The sequence below is a fragment of the Citrobacter sp. CtB7.12 genome (genome assembly GCF_001297795.1).
GTDB classification, from domain to species: domain Bacteria; phylum Pseudomonadota; class Gammaproteobacteria; order Enterobacterales; family Enterobacteriaceae; genus Citrobacter_A; species Citrobacter_A amalonaticus.
Map to the genome: position 1 here is coordinate 474,618 of NZ_LIFT01000002.1, position 20,198 is coordinate 494,815.

17 protein-coding genes are annotated in these 20,198 nt (G+C 57.4%); 12 read left to right on the top strand and 5 right to left on the bottom strand.

Translation table 11 applies throughout. The features are described from left to right. Complete coding sequence (gene modC, locus AOY24_RS03785; protein ID WP_043001319.1) at window positions 1–1,059, top strand: molybdenum ABC transporter ATP-binding protein ModC; 1,059 nt, start codon at window positions 1–3, stop codon at window positions 1,057–1,059. Here the strand turns inward: modC and AOY24_RS03790 are convergent, their stop codons facing one another. Then, on the bottom strand, window positions 1,060–1,878 hold the full coding sequence (locus tag AOY24_RS03790; protein WP_054176167.1) for a pyridoxal phosphatase: 819 nt from the start codon (window positions 1,876–1,878) through the stop codon (window positions 1,060–1,062). Window positions 1,879–2,040: 162 nt separating this feature from the next. Here AOY24_RS03790 and pgl point away from each other — a divergent pair, with 162 nt between their 5' ends. After that, window positions 2,041–3,036, top strand: a complete 996-nt coding sequence (gene pgl / locus AOY24_RS03795; RefSeq protein ID WP_044328846.1) for a 6-phosphogluconolactonase — start codon at window positions 2,041–2,043, stop codon at window positions 3,034–3,036. Window positions 3,037–3,101: 65 nt separating this feature from the next. On the opposite strand, the gene AOY24_RS03800 is transcribed toward pgl, so the two are convergent. Then, entirely contained in the window at window positions 3,102–4,385 is a 1,284-nt protein-coding gene (locus AOY24_RS03800; RefSeq protein WP_043001316.1) for a putative acyl-CoA thioester hydrolase, read from the bottom strand. 222 nt (window positions 4,386–4,607) lie between these two features. Here AOY24_RS03800 and hutI point away from each other — a divergent pair, with 222 nt between their 5' ends. The 5 genes from hutI to hutH all read left to right on the top strand — a co-directional run bounded on the left by hutI (window position 4,608) and on the right by hutH (window position 10,896). Next, window positions 4,608–5,831, top strand: a complete 1,224-nt coding sequence (gene hutI / locus AOY24_RS03805; protein ID WP_054176168.1) for an imidazolonepropionase — start codon at window positions 4,608–4,610, stop codon at window positions 5,829–5,831. After that, the gene (gene hutG, locus AOY24_RS03810; RefSeq protein ID WP_054176169.1) at window positions 5,828–6,769 is read left to right on the top strand and encodes a formimidoylglutamase; all 942 of its coding nucleotides are present in this window, start codon (window positions 5,828–5,830) and stop codon (window positions 6,767–6,769) included. The genes hutI and hutG overlap by 4 nt, the downstream gene beginning before the upstream one ends. A gap of 24 nt (window positions 6,770–6,793) precedes the next feature. After that, window positions 6,794–7,519: a histidine utilization repressor gene (locus tag AOY24_RS03815; protein WP_054176170.1), complete on the top strand. Its 726-nt coding sequence runs from the start codon at window positions 6,794–6,796 to the stop codon at window positions 7,517–7,519. 169 nt (window positions 7,520–7,688) lie between these two features. Then, window positions 7,689–9,374: a urocanate hydratase gene (hutU, locus tag AOY24_RS03820; protein ID WP_043001312.1), complete on the top strand. Its 1,686-nt coding sequence runs from the start codon at window positions 7,689–7,691 to the stop codon at window positions 9,372–9,374. A 1-nt stretch (window position 9,375) separates the two neighbouring features. Next, a complete protein-coding gene (gene hutH, locus AOY24_RS03825; RefSeq protein ID WP_054176171.1) occupies window positions 9,376–10,896 on the top strand; it encodes a histidine ammonia-lyase in 1,521 nt (506 codons plus the stop codon). A gap of 94 nt (window positions 10,897–10,990) precedes the next feature. On the opposite strand, the gene AOY24_RS03830 is transcribed toward hutH, so the two are convergent. Together AOY24_RS03830 and bioA are read right to left on the bottom strand one after the other, a co-directional pair. Further along, complete coding sequence (locus tag AOY24_RS03830; protein ID WP_043001310.1) at window positions 10,991–11,467, bottom strand: kinase inhibitor; 477 nt, start codon at window positions 11,465–11,467, stop codon at window positions 10,991–10,993. A 58-nt stretch (window positions 11,468–11,525) separates the two neighbouring features. Then, window positions 11,526–12,815, bottom strand: a complete 1,290-nt coding sequence (gene bioA, locus AOY24_RS03835) for an adenosylmethionine--8-amino-7-oxononanoate transaminase (protein ID WP_054176184.1) — start codon at window positions 12,813–12,815, stop codon at window positions 11,526–11,528. Between the two features lie 76 nt (window positions 12,816–12,891). On the opposite strand from bioA, the gene bioB reads away from it, so the two are divergent. The 5 genes from bioB (at window position 12,892) to uvrB (ending at window position 19,090) form a co-directional block, all read left to right on the top strand. Next, window positions 12,892–13,932 (top strand): biotin synthase BioB, encoded by a 1,041-nt coding sequence (gene bioB / locus AOY24_RS03840; RefSeq protein WP_043001309.1) that lies wholly within the window; start codon window positions 12,892–12,894, stop codon window positions 13,930–13,932. Next, window positions 13,929–15,086 (top strand): 8-amino-7-oxononanoate synthase, encoded by a 1,158-nt coding sequence (gene bioF / locus AOY24_RS03845; RefSeq protein WP_044268012.1) that lies wholly within the window; start codon window positions 13,929–13,931, stop codon window positions 15,084–15,086. Before bioB ends, bioF begins: the two co-directional genes overlap by 4 nt. After that, on the top strand, window positions 15,070–15,825 hold the full coding sequence (bioC, locus tag AOY24_RS03850) for a malonyl-ACP O-methyltransferase BioC (RefSeq protein WP_054176172.1): 756 nt from the start codon (window positions 15,070–15,072) through the stop codon (window positions 15,823–15,825). The genes bioF and bioC overlap by 17 nt, the downstream gene beginning before the upstream one ends. Beyond that, window positions 15,818–16,504: a dethiobiotin synthase gene (gene bioD, locus AOY24_RS03855; protein WP_046401466.1), complete on the top strand. Its 687-nt coding sequence runs from the start codon at window positions 15,818–15,820 to the stop codon at window positions 16,502–16,504. Before bioC ends, bioD begins: the two co-directional genes overlap by 8 nt. A gap of 564 nt (window positions 16,505–17,068) precedes the next feature. Next, window positions 17,069–19,090 carry an excinuclease ABC subunit UvrB gene (gene uvrB, locus AOY24_RS03860; protein WP_043001304.1) on the top strand — a complete coding sequence of 674 codons (2,022 nt, stop codon included), beginning with the start codon at window positions 17,069–17,071 and terminating at the stop codon, window positions 19,088–19,090. 107 nt (window positions 19,091–19,197) lie between these two features. Here the strand turns inward: uvrB and yvcK are convergent, their stop codons facing one another. Further along, window positions 19,198–20,106, bottom strand: coding sequence for a uridine diphosphate-N-acetylglucosamine-binding protein YvcK (gene yvcK, locus AOY24_RS03865; protein WP_043001303.1), 909 nt, complete (start codon window positions 20,104–20,106; stop codon window positions 19,198–19,200). Window positions 20,107–20,198: the final 92 nt, after the last annotated feature.

Here is a 20,198-nt window from a genome sequence, read left to right on the forward strand (position 1 = left end):
ATGCTGGAACTCAATTTCTCTCAGACGCTGGGGACCCACTGCGTCTCGCTCAACGAAACGCTGCCCGCCAGCGGTATCACCGCGATATTTGGCGTCTCTGGTTCTGGAAAAACCTCGCTGATCAATGCCATCAGTGGCCTGACGCGACCGCAGAAAGGGCGCATTGTACTCAACGGACGGGTGCTGAATGACACGGAAAACCACATCTGTCTGACCCCGGAAAAACGCCGGATAGGCTACGTTTTTCAGGATGCGCGCCTGTTTCCCCATTATAAAGTGCGCGGCAACCTGCGTTACGGCATGGCGAAAAGTATGGCCGGCCAGTTCGATAAGCTGGTGGCGCTATTGGGTATTGAGCCTCTGCTCGACAGACTGCCGGGCGGCCTCTCCGGCGGTGAAAAACAACGTGTGGCGATTGGCCGGGCGCTGTTGACCGCGCCGGAACTGTTACTCCTGGATGAACCGCTCGCCTCGCTGGATATTCCGCGTAAGCGTGAACTGTTGCCCTATCTGCAACGGCTGGCGCGGGAGATCAATATTCCCATGCTCTATGTCAGTCACTCGCTCGATGAAATTCTCCATCTGGCCGATAACGTAATGGTGCTGGAAGACGGTCAGGTGAAGGCGTTTGGCGCGCTGGAAGAGGTCTGGGGGAGCAGCGTGATGCATCCATGGCTGCCGAAAGAACAGCAGAGCAGCATCCTGAAAGTGAGCGTACTGGAGCATCATCCGCATTACGCGATGACGGCGCTGGCGCTGGGTGATCAGCATCTATGGGTCAATAAGCTCAATGAGCCGCTGCAGGCCTCGCTGCGCATTCGCATTCAGGCGTCGGATGTCTCGCTGGTGCTACAGCCGCCGCAGCAGACCAGCATTCGTAATATCCTGCGCGCGAAGGTGATCCACTGCTACGACGATAACGGGCAAGTGGAAGTTCAGCTTGAGGTGGGAGGTAAAACGCTGTGGGCGCGCATTAGCCCATGGGCCAGGGATGAATTGGGGATCAAAGCTGGCCTCTGGCTGTATGCGCAGATTAAGAGTGTATCGATAACCGCCTGATTACAGCAGCTGGCTATAGATGAACTTCGCGATGCTGTCGGTGGTGTTATCGCCGATGACGACGTTGGCGCGTGCTTTGATTGCGTCGTCAGCATTGCCCATCGCCACGCCGGTACCAGCCGCTTCCAGCATACTGATGTCGTTGTAGTTATCCCCGAAGGCAATTACGTTTTCCATCGACCCGCCCTGAGATTCAACCCACTGGGTCAGGCGTTTGCCTTTGCTGTTACCCTGACGAGCGATATCGACCTGATCGTGCCAGGACCATTCGCACTCAAGGCCCAACAGCTCTTCGACATGCTTGCCAAATTGCTGCAGCTTAGGGATATCGTCGTCTGTCAGAGCGAACTTCCACACCGCGTTGACATCGTGCGCCGCCTGCGCCAGTGAAGGCACCTTGGTGAAGATCGGGCGCTGTTCGGGTGGCAACGTCTGCGCCCAGTTTGAGGTGCGAATGACATGGCCGGTCGGGTGCTCATACAGCATGGCGTCATCGACATACATCAGGCCGTGAATCTGATGCGCTTCCAGCAGCGTAATAAGCTGTAGCGCCTGGTTAACCGGCAAGGGATCGGCTGCGAGAACATTTTTTGCGTGATAATCATACAAATAGGTGCCATTACAGCAAATTGCAGGTGTATCCAGTGCCAGTGCCTGATAAAAAGGATGAATTGCGACGTGATGACGCCCGGTGACGATGATAAGTTGGTAGCCTGCCTCCCTGGCGCGCGACAGTGCTTCGACAGACGAGGGGAGCAGGGTTTTTTGCGGGGTTAGCAAGGTTCCATCTAAATCAAGGGCAATCACGCGAGCGGTCATATCGTCATCCCGATTAACATTGAAGTTTTGTCTGCCTGAATGGTACACCGGGACGGGGAGCAGGCAAAATTTTGTGCGTATATTCAGCATTCACCGTTAAAAGCGACTACGTTAAGCTGTATTCCATTTTTGCAGCCAGTTGCCTAAAGCAGAGGAGCATTCATGAAGCAAACCGTTTATACCGCCAGCCCTGAAAGCCAACAGATCCATGTCTGGAGCCTGAATCATGATGGCGCATTGAAGCTGGTACAGGTGGTTGATGTGCCCGGGCAGGTTCAGCCGATGGTGGTCAGCCCGGATAAACGTTATCTCTACGTGGGCGTGCGTCCTGAATTCCGCGTACTGGCTTACCGGATTGCGCCGGATGATGGTGCGCTGACGTTTGCCGCAGAATCCGCGCTGCCGGGTAGCCCGACACACATTTCAACCGATCATCATGGCCGTTTTGTTTTTGTTGGCTCCTATAACGCGGGTAACGTCAGCGTCACCCGTCTGGAAGACGGCCTGCCGGTTGGGGTGGTGGATGTGGTGGAGGGAATGGATGGCTGTCACTCCGCCAATATCTCCCCGGACAACCGCACCCTGTGGGTGCCTGCGCTGAAGCAGGATCGTATCTGCCTGTTTACCCTCAGCGATGACGGTAAGCTGGTGGCGCAAGAGCCTGCGGAAGTGACCACCGTTGAAGGGGCCGGTCCGCGCCATATGGCGTTCCACCCGAATCGGCAATACGCGTACTGCGTCAACGAGCTCAACAGCTCTGTGGACGTCTGGGAACTGAAAGATCCGCACGGTGATATCGAATGCGTGCAAACGCTGGACATGATGCCGGCTGATTTCTCCGACACCCGCTGGGCGGCGGACATTCACATTACGCCGGATGGTCGTCATCTGTATGCCTGTGACCGTACCGCCAGCCTGATTACCGTGTTCAGCGTTTCAGAAGATGGCAGCGTGTTGACCAAAGAAGGCTTCCAGCCAACCGAAACGCAGCCGCGTGGTTTCAACGTTGACCATAGCGGGAAATACCTGATTGCTGCCGGACAGAAGTCACACCATATCGCGGTGTACGAGATTGCCGGTGAGCAGGGGCTGTTAACGGAGAAGGGACGTTATGCGGTAGGCCAGGGCCCGATGTGGGTGGTGGTTAACGCGTATTAATAGGGGCGCTTATTAGCCAACCGATAAATAAAAACCGGCATCCTGTGATGCCGGTTTTTTTATGCTTACTGCTTCGGCGCAGCCACGACTTTGCTGCCCACACCGCGGTTATTGTATTCCCACATGCGGTTAAAGTTGGTGTCGTTCAGGTTACGCTGGGTTTCGCCTTTATCATCCTTCGCCCCGGTATTGCCCGCGAATGGACGTTTAGAGATCACGGCGTCAGCCCACGGCTGTGCCATGTTAAAGCCCTCGTTAATCACGCTATCACGGATCACGACCTGACCGTTGGTGTTGCCGTCGACATCCAGTGCGCGACCCAACTGCGCCACGCCGTCACCGGCGGCGGTAAAGCGGCTGTTGGTGGCGAGGAAACCGTAATAAATGTTCGCAAGCGTTGCAGGCGCGAAGACGTACGCTTCCTGTTGAGTACGCGAGTTCACTACGCGGAAGTCGGTGTTATCGAACACCACCGCGCCGCGACCGGAAACGATATCCACATCACCTTCGATATAGCTGTTGGTCACCAGGGTACGCGGTTGGCGATTATTTTCCAGACGGTTCTGCACGCCGCTGTTGGTCACAAAGAAGGTGTTCTGGCGGCCCAGAATGTTCACATTATTGATTTGAACTTTGTCACCGTCGGTGCGCAGCGCAACGGCCGGGTGGTTACCCGCATCCACGCTATCGCCAAGATTGTTTTCAACGGTCAGATTCTGTAACTGCAGGCCATTATTCTGTGACCACAATACCGCTGAACACATCACGCCGATAGTCGCGCCGCGTTTGCTCTGGCAGTTGTCAAACATGTACCAGGCCGGTTTACCAGGCATATATTTCCCGCCCGGATTCACTGTATGACGCCAGTCAGCGGTGCTCATTTCACCGTCAATTGCCGCGCCAATTTTCACGTCCAGCGGTTTCTCACCCGTTCCGTACAGCGTCAGGCTGCCTGGTGCCGCAGGGATATAGACAGTCCCCTGATACTCACCCGGCATAATCGCAATGTACTGACGTTTGTTGGTGCGCGTAGTGATCGCCGCATCCACCGCCGCCTGAATGGTGGTGTGGGTAACGCCTTGCGTACCGGCCGGGCCGACCACAAAGTCAGGCTGCGCAGGCAGAGAAATTGAAGATGGCGTCCACGGCGCGGTGTTCGGCGTCAGGGAAGAAAAATAGTTTTTAGCGACAAAATTCTGCGCTTCATTCGCCGATAAAATCGGGCGCGAGGAGGTTCCTGGCGCGGTTTGATCGGAAGGAATTTGATCCGGCGGGGTAGAGCTACAGGCGGTCAGCGTCACGCCAAAAGCCAGTGCCAGCGCCAGACGGGAAACTGATGATGTGTTCACGAGTTGCTCCGGGCTATAAAAGTATCCATTGAAGCCTGCTTTTTTATACTAAGTTGAGCAAAACAGAAAGGTGAAAAGCTAAAAAGTTGTTTTTAAACCCCTCCTCGCGGATTCGGGTACCGTCAAAGTCACAATTAAATAACATATTTGCCTGGGATGATTGACTTCCCGCGTGCGATCTCAAATAAATGTCTATACAACCTAAGACAAGCTGGAGAAAGCATGGAACCCCTGTTACCTGATGATACGCTCTGGCGAAACCTGCGCCTGGCGACGCTCGATCCGGCGCAGACGGCACCGTATGGCATGCTGGACCATCATGCGCTGATTATCCGTAAGGGAAGGGTGCTGGCGATTGTGCCAGAGGCTTCACTCCCGACTGCGCATGCCAATACGCATGACCTGCAAGGACGTCTGGTGACGCCTGGGTTGATTGATTGTCACACTCATCTGGTGTTTGGCGGCAATCGCGCCAGCGAGTGGGAGCAACGGTTGAACGGCGTTTCTTATCAGCAGATTAGTGCGCAGGGCGGCGGGATTAACGCCACCGTGACGGCGACGCGTGCCGCGACGGAGGAGGCGCTTTTAGCCTCTGCTCAGGCGCGGATCGCGCGTCTGATGCGCGAGGGCGTGACGCTACTGGAAGTGAAATCCGGCTATGGCCTGAATGCGACAGCCGAAGAAAAGATGCTGCGCGTCGCGGCCCGCCTGGCCGAAGAGAATCTTATCGAAATCAGCCCCACGCTGCTGGCGGCCCATGCCGTGCCGGTTGAGTATCGTGACAATCCTGACGGCTATATCACCCACGTCTGCGAAACGATACTGCCGCAGCTATGGGAAAAGGGGCTGTTTGAAGCGGTCGATCTGTTCTGTGAGAGCGTGGGCTTTACCCTGGCGCAAAGCGAGCGGGTATTGCGCGCGGCGCAGGCGGCGGGCATTCCGGTCAAAGGGCATGTCGAGCAGTTGTCTCTGCTGGGTGGAGCGCAACTGGTCAGTCGCTATCATGGGCTTTCTGCGGATCACATTGAATATCTTGATGAAGCGGGCGTGGCCGCGATGCGTCACAGCGGCACCGTTGGCGTACTGCTGCCGGGGGCGTTCTATTTCCTTAAAGAGACGCAGCATCCGCCCGTTGAGTTGCTGCGCCGTTACCAGATACCTATGGCGGTGGCGACCGATTTCAACCCCGGCACCAGTCCCTTTATCAGCTTGCATCTGGCGATGAACATGGCCTGCGTTCAGTTCGGACTGACGCCGGAAGAGGCATGGGCGGGCGTCACCCGTCATGCCGCTCAGGCGCTGGGCCGCCAGGCGACGCACGGACAGCTAAAGGCGGGTTACGTTGCCGATTTTAACGTCTGGGATGCGCAAAACCCGGTGGAGATCCTCTATGAGCCTGGGCGCAACCCGCTGTATCTACGCATATTTCGAGGACAAATCACATGACGCAATGGGAAGCGGCTGCCCCTGACCTGTGGCGGGGGCGAGATGACAGCGGCGAAGCCGCGAACGCGCTGCGCCTGTTTCAGACGATCGATCGCAGCCTGACGTTTTCGCCAGAGCGATACCGCGACAGGATAGCGCTGCTCGGCTTTGCCTGCGATGAGGGGGTCAAGCGTAATCATGGGCGTCCTGGTGCCGCCGGTGCGCCGGACGCGCTGCGTTCAGCGCTGGCTAACCTGGCGAGTCACGCGGGACACGAGCGACTGGTGGATATGGGGAATCTGCTGGCCCCGACAGCGGATCTGGAAGGGGCGCAGCAAGCACTACGTGATGCGGTCTGTCAATGTCAGCAGGCGGGGATGCGCACCTTCGTTCTTGGCGGCGGGCACGAAACGGCATTCGGTCATGGAGCGGGCATTTTCGATGCATTCCCTGGCGAGCGGGTAGGGATCATTAATCTCGACGCGCATCTGGATCTGCGTAACGCTGGGCGGGCAACCTCAGGCACGCCGTTTCGTCAACTGGCGCAGCTTTGCGACCAGCAGCAGCGTGAGTTCCGCTATGCGTGCATCGGCGTTAGCCGGGCGGCAAACACCCAGGCGCTGTGGGATGAGGCGCACAAGCGCAACGTGCTGGTGGTGGAAGATTTGCAGAGTAATGACGCCCACGCTCAACTGGCGGCGTTTATCAGCGAGGTGGATAAACTCTATCTGACTGTCGATCTCGACGTCCTGCCCGTTGGAGAGATGCCAGCCGTATCGGCGCCTGCGGCGCTGGGCGTACCGTTGGCGACCCTGCTGAAATTGATTGAACCTGTTTGCCGCAGCGGTAAGCTCCAGGCGGTGGATGTGGTTGAATTTAATCCGCGCTTTGATAATGATGGCAGGTCGGCACGCGTGGCGGCGCGGCTTGGCTGGCAAATCGCCCACTGGTGGCAGTAATCGATTGATAAGGTAAACATTCCCATGACACTTTCTCGCCCTCGTTCTGCTCCCGCGCCGTTTTATGAGACGGTTAAACGCGAGATTAGCGAAAAGATCGCCAGCGGCGTCTGGCAGCCGCACGATCGTATTCCGTCGGAAGCGGAGCTGGTGGCGCAGTACGGCTTCAGCCGGATGACCATCAACCGGGCGCTGCGTGAACTGACTGACGAAGGGATGCTGGTGCGCCTGCAGGGGGTGGGAACCTTTGTCGCGGAGCCGAAAGGCCAGTCCGCGCTGTTTGAAATTCGCAGTATTGCCGACGAAATTGCCGCACGGGCGCATCGGCATCACTGCGAGGTGCTGATTCTGGAAAAGAAACCGGCCAATGCGCGGCAGGCAGCGGCGCTGAAGGTGACGGAAGGTACGGCGATTTTTCATTCTGTGATAGTACATTTTGAAAACGACCAGCCGGTACAGATTGAAGATCGCTGTGTGAATGCCGACATTGTGCCGGAATATCTGGCGCAGGATTACAGCCAGACCACGCCGCATGCATATTTGTCGCTGATTGCCCCGTTGACGGAAGGGGAGCACATTGTTGAAGCGGTGCGCGCCACGACGCAAGAGTGCGCGTTACTCGACATCGGCGAGACCGATCCTTGCCTGCTCATTCGTCGTACCACATGGTCCGCCTCGCAGATCGTTTCTCACGCGCGGTTACTCTTTCCGGGCTCTCGTTACCGCTTGCAGGGCCACTTCTCCTCCTGACGCACGCGGACTGAAAGCGTGATTGCTGACGCAATATAACAAAAATGTATCTTATTTGTTAAATTGCATCTTGTTATGTCTTGTATAGACAAGTATATCTTTACCTCACACCCGATCATTCCCTTTGCCGGATAAACCTTTTCCGGCATGTCCGTGAGGAGTCGTTGTTATGTCTCATAGCAAGTTTCGTCAGCAAGATATCCGCGCCCCGCGAGGGACAACGCTGACGGCCAAATCCTGGCTGACCGAAGCGCCATTGCGCATGTTAATGAACAACCTGGACCCCGACGTCGCCGAGAACCCACATGAGCTGGTGGTGTATGGCGGTATAGGCCGCGCGGCCCGTAACTGGGAATGCTATGACGCGATTGTCAACGCCCTGACCCAACTGGAAGAGGACGAAACGCTGCTGGTCCAGTCTGGTAAACCGGTTGGTGTGTTCAGAACTCACCAGAACGCTCCGCGCGTGCTGATTGCCAACTCCAACCTCGTGCCTCACTGGGCGACCTGGGAGCATTTCAATGAACTGGATGCGAAAGGGTTGGCGATGTACGGACAGATGACGGCCGGAAGCTGGATCTATATCGGCAGTCAGGGAATTGTGCAGGGCACTTATGAAACATTTGTTGAAGCGGGACGGCAGCACTACGACGGCGACCTGCGCGGGCGTTGGGTGTTAACCGCCGGGCTCGGCGGCATGGGCGGCGCGCAGCCACTGGCGGCGACGCTGGCAGGCGCCTGTTCCCTGAACATTGAATGTCAGCAGAGTCGTATCGATTTTCGTCTGCGCACTCGTTATGTCGATGAACAGGCGACATCTCTTGATGATGCGCTGGCGCGTATCGAAAAATACACCCGCGAAGGTCAAGCCGTATCGATTGCTCTGTGCGCCAATGCGGCGGATGTGGTGCCCGAACTGGTGAAGCGCGGTGTGCGTCCGGACATGGTTACCGACCAGACCAGCGCTCATGACCCGCTGCACGGTTATCTGCCTTCCGGCTGGGACTGGGAAACCTATCAGCAAAAAGCGCTCGCCGATCCACAGGGTACGGTAGAGGCAGCGAAGCGCTCGATGGCAAAACACGTGGAGGCGATGCTGGCGTTCAACGACATGGGCGTACCGACGTTCGATTACGGCAACAACATTCGTCAGATGGCTAAAGAGATGGGCGTGGAAAACGCCTTCGCCTTTCCTGGCTTCGTACCGGCCTATATTCGCCCGCTGTTCTGCCGCGGCATTGGGCCGTTTCGCTGGGTGGCGCTTTCCGGCGATCCGCAGGATATTTATAAAACCGACGCCAAAGTGAAAGCGATCGTGGCGGATGACGAACATCTCCACCGCTGGCTGGACATGGCGCGGGAGCGCATTAATTTTCAGGGGCTGCCAGCGCGTATCTGCTGGGTGGGGCTCGAATGGCGGCAAAAACTGGGTCTGGCATTCAACGAAATGGTGCGCAGGGGGGAAGTGTCTGCGCCAATTGTGATCGGTCGCGACCACCTGGATTCCGGCTCTGTCGCCAGCCCCAACCGCGAAACCGAAGCGATGCGCGACGGTTCTGACGCCGTCTCCGACTGGCCGCTGCTCAATGCGCTACTCAACACGGCCAGCGGGGCGACCTGGGTATCGCTGCATCACGGCGGCGGTGTGGGAATGGGCTTCTCACAGCATGCCGGGATGGTCATTGTCTGTGACGGTAGCGATGAAGCCGCCGAGCGCATTGCCCGGGTTTTGCATAACGATCCGGCGACCGGCGTAATGCGTCATGCGGATGCGGGCTACGATATTGCCGTGGCGTGCGCTGTGGAACAAGGGCTGAATCTGCCGATGGTTGCGGCAACGCAGGGGAAACGCTGATATGAATACCATGACCTTAACGCCGGGCCATCTGAGTTTTTCACAACTACGCGAAGTCTGGCAGCAGCCGGTTAAACTGCGCCTCGATGCCAGCGCTATTGACGGCATTAACGCCAGCGTGGCCTGCGTCAACACCATTGTCGCTGAGGGCCGCACGGCCTACGGCATTAACACCGGCTTTGGTCTGCTGGCGCAGACGCGCATCGCCAATGAGGATCTGCAAAACCTGCAACGTTCGCTGGTGCTGTCCCATGCGGCAGGCGTGGGTGATGCCTTAGATGACGCACTGGTGCGCCTGATCATGGTGCTGAAGATAAACAGCCTTGCGCGCGGCTTCTCTGGTATTCGCCTTAGCGTGATAGAAGCGCTGATTGCGCTGGTGAACGCCGAAGTCTGGCCGCACATCCCGGCGAAAGGATCGGTAGGCGCCTCCGGTGATTTAGCGCCACTGGCCCATATGTCGCTCACGCTGCTGGGGGAAGGAAAGGCGCGTTGGCAGGGGGAATGGTTACCGGCGACGGAAGCGTTAAAAAAAGCCGGCCTGGAGCCGATTACGCTGGCGGCGAAAGAAGGGCTGGCGTTACTTAACGGCACACAGGCATCGACGGCGTTTGCGTTACGCGGACTGTTTGAAGCACAAGAGCTGTTCGCGTCGGCTGTCATGTGCGGATCGTTAACCACCGAAGCGGTGTTAGGGTCTCGCCGTCCGTTTGATGCGCGTATACACGCCGCGCGGGGGCAGCGTGGACAGATCGACGCGGCGGCGCTGTATCGCCATGTATTGACGGAGACCAGCGCGCTGTCTCAGTCGCACCACAATTGCGAAAAGGTGCAGGACCCGTATTCTCTGCGCTGTCAGCCGCAGGTGATGGGCGCATGTCTGACACAGATGCGTCAGGTGATGGACGTACTGCTGGCGGAAGCCAATGCGGTCTCCGATAATCCGCTGGTTTTTGCTGAGCAGGGAGACGTTATCTCAGGCGGTAATTTCCATGCTGAACCGGTGGCGATGGCGGCAGATAATCTGGCGCTGGCGATTGCTGAAATTGGCGCGTTGTCCGAACGCCGTATTGCGCTGATGATGGATAAGCATATGTCGCAGTTGCCGCCTTTCCTCGTCAAAAACGGGGGCGTGAACTCCGGCTTTATGATTGCCCAGGTGACGGCGGCGGCGCTTGCCAGCGAGAACAAAGCGCTGGCGCATCCGCACAGCGTGGACAGCCTGCCAACGTCGGCGAATCAGGAAGATCATGTCTCGATGGCACCGGCGGCAGGGCGCAGGTTGTGGGAAATGGCGGCGAATACTCGCGGCGTGCTGGCCGTCGAATGGCTGGCCGCGTGTCAGGGGATCGATTTGCGTGAAGGATTAACGTCAAGCCCGCTGCTGGAGCAGGCGCGAACGGTATTACGTGAGCAGGTTGCGCATTACACCCAGGACCGCTTCTTCGCCCCGGATATTGAGCGTGCGACAGAATTGCTTGCACAGGGGGCGTTGCGGCAGCTCGTGCCGGAATTTCTTTGAACCGCGCCGGATGGCGCTAACGCTTATCCGGTCTGTGAATCCCTCCCGTAGGCCGGATAAGACGCGTGAGCGTCGTCATCCGGCACAACAGCGATCAACTGAACATCGCGGTAATTGAGGCGCTGGCAAGCGAGTGGAAATGGACGTTAAATCCGACCATCGCCCCGCTGGCACCTTCATCGACGTCAATCCTGTCCACATCCAGCGCGTGAACGGTAAAGATATAGCGGTGGGTTTCGCCTTTTGGCGGCGCCGCGCCGCCATAGCCCGCTTTACCGAAATCGGTTCGTGTCTGGATAACGCCGTCTGGCACGGCGACCAGCCCGGAGCCATAGCCCTGGGTAAGAACACGGGTATCGGCCGGTAAATTAGCCACCACCCAGTGCCACCAGCCAGAGCCGGTCGGTGCATCGGGGTCGAAACAGGTCACCACGAAACTCTTCGTTCCGGCAGGCACTTCATCCCAGGCCAGATGCGGGGAAATATTATCCCCTTCATAACCCATACCGTTGAAGACATGGCGCAGGGGGAGTTTTTCCCCGTCGCGAAAATCGTTGCTGATTACTTTCATGCACTCTCCTTAATTCTCGCCAAAAAGTGTAGCCAGAAACCGCACAGCTTACCGCCAGTTACCCGTTAAAAAATGTTTCGTCGCGCACAGCGTCGTTCACGGACTGCGTCAGGCGGCGCAGTTGCTCTGGCTGGATGAGATACGGCGGCATCAGGTAGATGAGTTTGCCAAACGGGCGGATCCACACACCCTGTCGCACAAAGAATTTCTGCAGGGCCGCCATATTAACCGGATGCGTCGTCTCCACCACGCCAATCGCTCCCAGCACGCGGACATCAGCCACCCATGGCGATGTCTGCGCCGGGGCGAGTTCCTGGCGTAGCTGGGTTTCAATGGACGAGACCTGCGCCTGCCAGTCGCCGGATTCGAGTAGTGACAGGCTGGCGATCGCCACCGCGCAAGCCAGCGGATTGCCCATAAACGTCGGACCATGCATAAAACAGCCCGCCTCGCCGTTGCTGATGGTTTCCGCCACCTGGCGGGTGGTCAGGGTGGCTGAAAGGGTCATCGTTCCGCCGGTCAGCGCTTTTCCCAGACACAGAATGTCGGGCGCGATCCCGGCGTGTTCGCAGGCAAACAGTTTGCCCGTGCGGCCAAATCCGGTGGCGATTTCATCCGCAATCAGCAGAATGCCTTCACGGTCGCACATTTTGCGGATACGGCGCAGCCACTCCGGATGGTACATCCGCATTCCGCCCGCGCCCTGAACAATCGGCTCGAGAATCACTGCCGCAATGTCATGACGATGTGCGGCCATCAGGCGTGCAAAGGCCACCATATCGCGCTCATCCCACTCGCCGTCCATTCGACTTTGCGGCGCAGGGGCAAACAGGTTTTCAGGCAGATAGCCCTTCCACAGGCTGTGCATGGAGTTGTCCGGATCGCAGACCGACATCGCGCCGAAGGTATCGCCGTGATAGCCGTTACGGAACGTCAGGAAGCGCTGACGGGATTCCCCTTTGGCCTGCCAGTATTGCAGCGCCATTTTCATCGCCACTTCCACCGCGACGGAACCGGAATCGGCGAGGAACACGCATTCCAGCGACGCGGGCGTCATGGCGACCAGTTTACGGCACAGGTTGACGGCGGGGGCATGCGTGATCCCGCCAAACATCACATGCGACATGGCGTCTATCTGCGTTTTCATCGCCGCATTGAGCTGCGGATGGTTGTAGCCGTGAATCGCGGCCCACCACGACGACATGCCATCAATCAGGCGTTCACCGCTGGATAAAATCAGTTCGCAGCCCTCGGCCCGTTCAACAGGATAGACCGGTAGCGGGGAGGTCATAGAGGTGTAGGGGTGCCAGATGTGGCGCTGATCAAACGTGAGATCGTCCGTTGTCATAATCGACTTGTAAACCAAATTAAAAAGATTTAGGTTTACAAGTCTACACCCTTATCACCACAAAACGTATAAAATTATGACCACTCATTCTCGCTGGACGCTGTCGCAAGTCACCGAATTATTTGAAAAACCGCTGCTGGATCTGCTTTTCGAGGCGCAGCAAATCCACCGTCAGCATTTCGATCCTCGTCAGGTGCAGGTCAGCACACTGTTGTCGATCAAAACCGGCGCCTGCCCGGAAGACTGCAAATATTGTCCGCAAAGTTCGCGCTATAAAACCGGCCTTGAAGCTGAGCGGCTAATGGAAGTTGAGCAGGTGCTGGAGTCGGCGCGCCAGGCGAAGAACGCCGGTTCCACTCGTTTCTGCATGGGTGCGGCGTGGAAGAACCCGCACGAGCGCGACATGCCATATTTGCAGCAGATGGTTCAGGGGGTGAAAGCGCTGGGACTGGAAGCCTGCATGACGCTTGGCACACTTGATGAATCACAGGCGCAACGGCTGGCGGAGGCGGGGCTGGACTATTACAACCACAACCTCGACACCTCGCCGGAATTTTACGGCAACATCATCACCACCCGTTCCTACCAGGAGCGACTCGACACGCTGGACAAAGTACGCGAGGCCGGGATCAAGGTCTGTTCCGGCGGCATCGTCGGCCTGGGCGAAACGGTGACCGATCGCGCCGGGTTGCTCCTGCAACTGGCAAACCTGCCGACCCCGCCGGAAAGTGTGCCGATCAACATGCTGGTGAAGGTGAAAGGTACGCCGCTGGCAGATAACGATGACGTCGACGCATTTGATTTTATTCGCACCATTGCCGTGGCGCGCATCATGATGCCGACCTCGTATGTGCGCCTGTCTGCCGGTCGCGAGCAGATGAATGAACAAACGCAGGCCATGTGCTTTATGGCTGGCGCCAACTCTATTTTCTACGGCTGCAAACTGCTCACCACGCCAAACCCGGCAGAGGACAAAGATCTTCAGCTTTTCCATAAGCTGGGGCTGAATCCGCAGCAAACGGCGGTGCTCGCCGGGGATAACGAGCAGCGTGCGCGTCTGGAGCAGGCGCTGCTGACACCGGATACTGACGATTACTACAACGCGGCTGCCGTATGACCTGGCAACACAAAATCGACGATGCGCTGGCGGCGCGTCGTTCGGCGGATACGTTGCGCCGACGTTATGTGGTAGCGCAGGGAGCCGGTCGCTGGCTGGAGACGAATGACCAGCGCTATCTCAATTTTTCCAGCAATGATTATCTGGGGTTGAGTCACCATCCGCATATCCTTCGTGCCTGGCAGCAGGGGGCGGAGCGATTTGGCGTCGGCAGCGGCGGCTCGGGCCACGTCAGCGGTTATTCCATTGCCCATCAGCAACTGGAAGAGGAACTGGCCGACTGGCTGGGCTATCCGCGCGCGTTACTGTTTATTTCCGGTTTCGCCGCAAACCAGGCGGTGATTACCGCGCTGATGGAAAAGGATGACCGGATTGTCGCTGACCGTCTCAGCCATGCTTCGCTGCTGGAAGCGGCTAGTCTTTGCCCGGCGCAGCTTCGCCGTTTTACCCATAACGACGCCTCGCATCTCACGCGCCTGCTTGGCGCCCCCTGTTCCGGGCATCAACTGGTGGTGACCGAAGGCGTGTTCAGCATGGATGGCGACAATGCGCCGCTTGTGGACATTCAGCAGGCCGCACAGGCGCGTAATGCCTGGTTGCTGGTGGATGATGCCCACGGCATTGGCGTCAGTGGAGAAGCGGGTCGCGGGAGCTGCTGGCAGCAGCGGGTAAAACCTGAGCTATTGGTCGTAACATTCGGCAAAGGCTTTGGCGTCAGCGGTGCGGCGATTCTGTGCTCTGAAAACGTTGCCGATTATTTGCTGCAGTTCGCCCGTCATCTGATTTACAGCACCAGCATGCCGCCCGCGCAGGCGATGGCGTTACAGGCGTCGCTTTCGGTGATTCGCAGTCAGGAAGGTGACGCACGCAGGGAGAAACTGACTGCGCTGATCCAGCGCTTCCGCTCGGCTATCAACCATCCCGATTTCATGCTGGCGCAGTCGCACAGCGCCATCCAGCCGCTGATTGTCGGCGAAAATGCGCGCGCATTGCAGCTGGCGGACACCTTGCGCCGTCAGGGATGTTGGGTCACGGCGATCCGTCCGCCGACCGTGCCCGCCGGGACAGCCCGTCTGCGACTGACCTTAACTCAGGCGCATGAGCCTGAGGATATCGACCGATTGCTGGAGGTGCTGCATGGGGCAGGTAAATAAACAGGCAATCGCGGCGGCGTTTGGTCGTGCGGCAGCGCACTATGAGCAGCACGCCACATTGCAGCGCCTGAGCGCCGACGCGTTGCTGGCGCAACTGCCGGAACGCCCATTTTTACAGGTACTGGATGCCGGCTGCGGGCCGGGGCGTTTGAGTCGCTACTGGCGCGAGCTGGGGTGTCAGGTCACCGCGCTGGATCTCTCTGCCCGCATGCTGGACGAGGCGCGTCGCCAGGACGTGGCGCATCACTATCTCACCGGCGACATTGAGTCACTGCCGTTAGCCAGCGCAACGTTTGACCTGGCCTGGAGCAATCTGGCCGTGCAATGGTGTAACAGTCTGCATCAGGCGCTGAGCGAACTGTATCGGGTCGTGCGCCCCGGTGGCTGCGTGGCTTTCACCACGCTGGCCCAGGATTCGCTACCGGAGCTTCATCAGGCCTGGCGCGCGGTGGATGAGCGGGCGCACGGCAACCGGTTTTTATCCCGCGAGGCGCTGTGTGAAGCGATGCACGGCTGGCAAGGGCATCATCAATCAATCTCCCTGACGCTGGAGTTTGATGACGCCCTGAGCGCTATGCGCTCACTGAAAGGCATCGGCGCGACCCATTTGCACGAGGGGCGCGAGCCGCGCGTCTTAACCCGCTCGCAGTTGCAGCAGCTTCAACTGGCCTGGCCGCAGCGGCAGGGGAAATATCTGCTGACCTACCATCTTTTTGCAGGAGTGATTGCACGTGACTAAACGTTATTTTGTCACCGGTACCGATACGGAAGTTGGTAAAACCGTCGCCAGCTGTGCGCTGCTCCAGGCGGCGCGCAGTCTGGGTTATCGGACGGCCGGGTATAAACCTGTCGCATCAGGTAGTGACATGACGCCAGAGGGACTGCGCAACAGCGACGCCCTGGCGCTTCAGCGCAACAGCAGTCTGGCGCTGGACTACGCGGCGGTGAATCCTTACACCTTCGCGGAACCCACCTCGCCGCATATCATCAGCGCTGATGAGGGAAGGCCAATTCGTGCTGATGTGATGTCAGACGGCCTGCGCGCGCTGGACGCGCAGGCGGAGTGGCTGCTGGTGGAAGGTGCTGGCGGCTGGTTTACCCCGCTTGCGGAGGATTTTACCTTCGCTGATTGGGTGCAGATCGAGCGCCTGCCGGTGGTCCTGGTCGTCGGCGTGAAGCTGGGGTGTATAAACCATGCGATGCTGACCGCGCAGGCGGTACAGCAGGCAGGACTTCCGCTTGTCGGGTGGGTGGCGAATGACGTCACGCCGCCGGGAAAACGCCATCATGAGTATCTGGCGACGCTTAAACGGGTCATCCCTGCGCCATTGTTAGGCGAAATCCCGTGGCTGGCGGCGGGAGCCGAAAATGCGGCCACAGGACAATATCTGGATCTCGCTTTACTCGCGGGTGAGTAAAAGGCGAAATTGCGAGCAAGATCTCGCCTGCCAGGGACACTTCTTTAGCTGATAAAAATCAAAATTTAGCGATAATTTTTTTTTATGTGCTGCCTGGTGGGTTGGACCGGGAATTTGCCAGGCGGCAGACCATATGGCCTGCAGGCAGTTATCCACCATTCCTGTGGATAACCTTGTGTATTAGAGTTAGAAAACACAAGGCAAGCGAGAGATTACGCGGCTTCCAGCCGAATTGGTGCGAAAGGCGTCTTTATAAAATATCCTTTAATTTACAGCGCGTTAGATAAAATCAATGGCTGTCATATTGTGGTCATTGAATGCAATAAAACTTTCATCACGCATCTTGACAATGTTAACGAAGTCAATGGTCTGGGGATAAACCCGCTTCATAGTGTAATATCTTGCCAGCGGTGAAATTATAGCCATCTCCGATCCGCTTTTATCATGCGTAACACAAATTTTATGAGGCGTTACTGTTTTTTCATCCAGTATATTTTACTGGCAATATTATCTTCTGCGAGTAAAATTACACACCTGCCCGCTCATTCCTTCAGGTAGCTGCTCATGAGTAAACCGTTCAAACTGAATTCCGCATTTAAACCTTCCGGCGATCAGCCTGAGGCGATACGCCGTCTGGAAGAGGGACTGGAGGACGGCCTGGCGCATCAGACGCTACTTGGCGTAACGGGGTCGGGGAAAACGTTCACCATTGCGAATGTGATCGCGGATTTGCAGCGACCGACGATGGTGCTGGCACCCAACAAAACGCTGGCGGCGCAGCTGTATGGTGAAATGAAAGAGTTTTTCCCGGATAACGCCGTCGAGTATTTCGTCTCCTACTACGACTACTATCAGCCGGAAGCGTATGTTCCCAGCTCAGACACCTTCATCGAAAAAGATGCCTCGGTGAATGAACACATCGAGCAGATGCGTCTGTCGGCCACCAAAGCGTTGCTGGAGCGTCGTGACGTGATCGTCGTGGCCTCCGTTTCTGCCATCTATGGTCTGGGCGATCCCGATTTATATCTGAAGATGATGCTGCACCTGACGGTGGGCATGATTATCGATCAGCGCGCCATTCTGCGGCGACTGGCTGAACTGCAATATACCCGTAACGATCAGGCGTTCCAGCGCGGGACTTTCCGCGTGCGCGGTGAGGTGATTGACATCTTCCCGGCGGAGTCTGACGACATCGCGCTGCGTGTGGAGCTGTTTGATGAAGAGGTGGAGCGTCTGTCGCTGTTTGACCCGCTGACCGGGCAGGTGGAATCCACTATTTCGCGCTACACCATCTACCCCAAAACGCACTACGTGACCCCCCGTGAGCGCATTGTGCAGGCGATGGAAGAGATCAAAGTCGAACTGGCTGAACGTCGCAAAATCCTGCTCGCCAACGACAAACTGCTGGAAGAGCAACGCCTGAGTCAGCGTACCCAGTTTGATCTGGAAATGATGAACGAGCTGGGTTACTGCTCGGGGATCGAAAACTACTCGCGCTTTCTGTCAGGACGCGGGCCGGGTGAGCCGCCGCCGACCCTGTTTGACTATCTGCCCGCTGACGGTTTGCTGGTGGTGGATGAATCCCACGTCACCATCCCGCAGATTGGCGGGATGTATCGTGGCGATCGGGCGCGTAAAGAGACGCTGGTGGAGTACGGTTTCCGTTTGCCATCGGCGCTGGATAACCGTCCGTTAAAGTTCGAAGAGTTTGAAGCGCTGGCTCCGCAGACCATATATGTGTCTGCGACGCCGGGCAATTACGAGCTGGAGAAATCGGGCGGAGAAGTGGTTGATCAAGTGGTGCGTCCGACAGGGTTGCTGGATCCGGTCATTGAAGTGCGACCGGTGGCAACGCAGGTGGACGATCTGCTCTCTGAAATCCGCAAGCGCGCAGAGATCAACGAGCGCGTGCTGGTTACCACGCTCACCAAGCGTATGGCGGAAGATCTCACCGAGTATCTGGAAGAACACGGTGAGCGGGTGCGTTACCTGCACTCGGACATCGATACCGTCGAGCGTATGGAGATCATTCGTGACCTGCGTCTGGGCGAGTTTGATGTGCTGGTGGGGATCAACCTGTTGCGCGAAGGTCTCGACATGCCTGAGGTGTCGCTGGTGGCGATTCTCGACGCCGACAAGGAAGGGTTCCTGCGTTCCGAACGTTCGCTGATACAGACCATCGGTCGTGCGGCGCGTAACATCAACGGGAAGGCGATTCTTTACGGTGACAAAATTACGGCCTCAATGGCGAAGGCGATTGGCGAAACCGAGCGTCGTCGCGAGAAACAGCAGCAGTACAATGAAGAACACGGCATTACTCCGCAGGGCCTGAATAAAAAAGTGGTCGATATTCTGGCGCTGGGGCAGAACATTGCGAAAACCAAAGCGAAGGGCCGAGGCAAATCGCGTTCCGCAGTGCAATCGGATGTGGTGGAACTGGACATGACGCCAAAAGCGCTGCAACAGAAGATTCACGAGCTCGAAGGGCAGATGATGCAGCATGCGCAGAACCTGGAATTCGAAGAGGCCGCGCAGATCCGCGATCAACTGCATCAGCTGCGTGAACTGTTTATCGCTGCGTCGTGAGAGATTGCCGGATGGCGGTGTAACCACCTTATCCGGCCTGTTCGCTGGTAGTTTGCAGAGTAGATAAGTTGGCCTGATGAGCGTAGCGCCATCAGGCAATAAACCCTTTACCGCAGCGCCTGTACGGCTTTCTCCAGCGCGCTGTGCAATAACTGGCGGTCATGGCGATAGGGAATATCGCTGGCCTCCAGCACTTCCTGAATCACCACCCGGTCGCTGACCGCAGAGACATCCACCTTCGGCCCCACGATAACCGCATCAACGACTCTCTTGCCGACATACTGCTCCATAATGGTTAGCTTATCGATAAGCGTCAGGCTTGCGGCGGGGATGCTCAATTCCCGGCCCAGATTGCCGATGTAGACCATCGGCGCCTGCGTACGGCGCAGCGCCTGTGCGAGATCCTCCAGCAGCAGGATTGGCATCAGGCTGGTGTAAAAACTGCCCGGACCGATAATAATCAGGTCGGCATCGTTAATCGCCTGCACCGCTTCCCGGGTGGTGGGGACCTTCGGTGACAGCATCAGTTCCTGCAAGGGCGAGGTGAGCTGATCAATATTCACTTCGCCGTACACTTCATGCCCCTGATCGTCGATCGCCATCAGGTCAACTGGCAGCTCTGACATGGGGATTAAATGTGCGTCCACTTTCAGCAGATTACGAATTAAGTTGATGGCTTCCAGAGGCCGCACGCTCAGGTGGTCGAGCGCCTTTAACATCAGATTTCCGAGGTTATGGCCTGAAAGTTCACCATTACCGCCAAAACGGTATTCAAACATCGCGGAAGCGACGCTCGGTTCGGTAATCAACTGATTGAGACAGTTGCGCATATCGCCCCAGGCGATTCCCCCTTCCGAGCGGCGAATACGCCCCGTCGAACCGCCGTTATCGGTGGTGGTCACGATACCGGTGAGGCGTGAACCCAGGGAGGAGAGGGAAGAGAGAACGCGTCCTAATCCATGCCCTCCGCCGAGAGCGACGACACGATCCAGGTCAGCCAGCGTACGATTGCGCATAAAAGTTCCTGAAGTCAGATTTACCGCGCTACAGTAGCGCAAACAGGGGCTTTTCAGCAATTCGCTAACGGCAAGTTGAGAAAATAAATTCT

Bases quoted from the DNA above. Each gene is read 5' to 3' on its own strand.
- AOY24_RS03815 (WP_054176170.1), top strand. From the start codon at position 6,794: ATGACACTTTCTCGCCCTCGTTCTGCTCCCGCGCCGTTTTATGAGACG.
- hutU (WP_043001312.1), top strand. From the start codon at position 7,689: ATGTCTCATAGCAAGTTTCGTCAGCAAGATATCCGCGCCCCGCGAGGG.
- pgl (WP_044328846.1), top strand. From the start codon at position 2,041: ATGAAGCAAACCGTTTATACCGCCAGCCCTGAAAGCCAACAGATCCAT.
- hutH (WP_054176171.1), top strand. From the start codon at position 9,376: ATGAATACCATGACCTTAACGCCGGGCCATCTGAGTTTTTCACAACTA.
- hutG (WP_054176169.1), top strand. From the start codon at position 5,828: ATGACGCAATGGGAAGCGGCTGCCCCTGACCTGTGGCGGGGGCGAGAT.
- hutI (WP_054176168.1), top strand. From the start codon at position 4,608: ATGGAACCCCTGTTACCTGATGATACGCTCTGGCGAAACCTGCGCCTG.
- AOY24_RS03790 (WP_054176167.1), bottom strand. From the start codon at position 1,878: ATGACCGCTCGCGTGATTGCCCTTGATTTAGATGGAACCTTGCTAACC.
- uvrB (WP_043001304.1), top strand. From the start codon at position 17,069: ATGAGTAAACCGTTCAAACTGAATTCCGCATTTAAACCTTCCGGCGAT.
- bioC (WP_054176172.1), top strand. From the start codon at position 15,070: ATGGGGCAGGTAAATAAACAGGCAATCGCGGCGGCGTTTGGTCGTGCG.
- yvcK (WP_043001303.1), bottom strand. From the start codon at position 20,106: ATGCGCAATCGTACGCTGGCTGACCTGGATCGTGTCGTCGCTCTCGGC.
- bioF (WP_044268012.1), top strand. From the start codon at position 13,929: ATGACCTGGCAACACAAAATCGACGATGCGCTGGCGGCGCGTCGTTCG.
- modC (WP_043001319.1), top strand. From the start codon at position 1: ATGCTGGAACTCAATTTCTCTCAGACGCTGGGGACCCACTGCGTCTCG.
- bioA (WP_054176184.1), bottom strand. From the start codon at position 12,815: ATGACAACGGACGATCTCACGTTTGATCAGCGCCACATCTGGCACCCC.
- bioB (WP_043001309.1), top strand. From the start codon at position 12,892: ATGACCACTCATTCTCGCTGGACGCTGTCGCAAGTCACCGAATTATTT.
- AOY24_RS03830 (WP_043001310.1), bottom strand. From the start codon at position 11,467: ATGAAAGTAATCAGCAACGATTTTCGCGACGGGGAAAAACTCCCCCTG.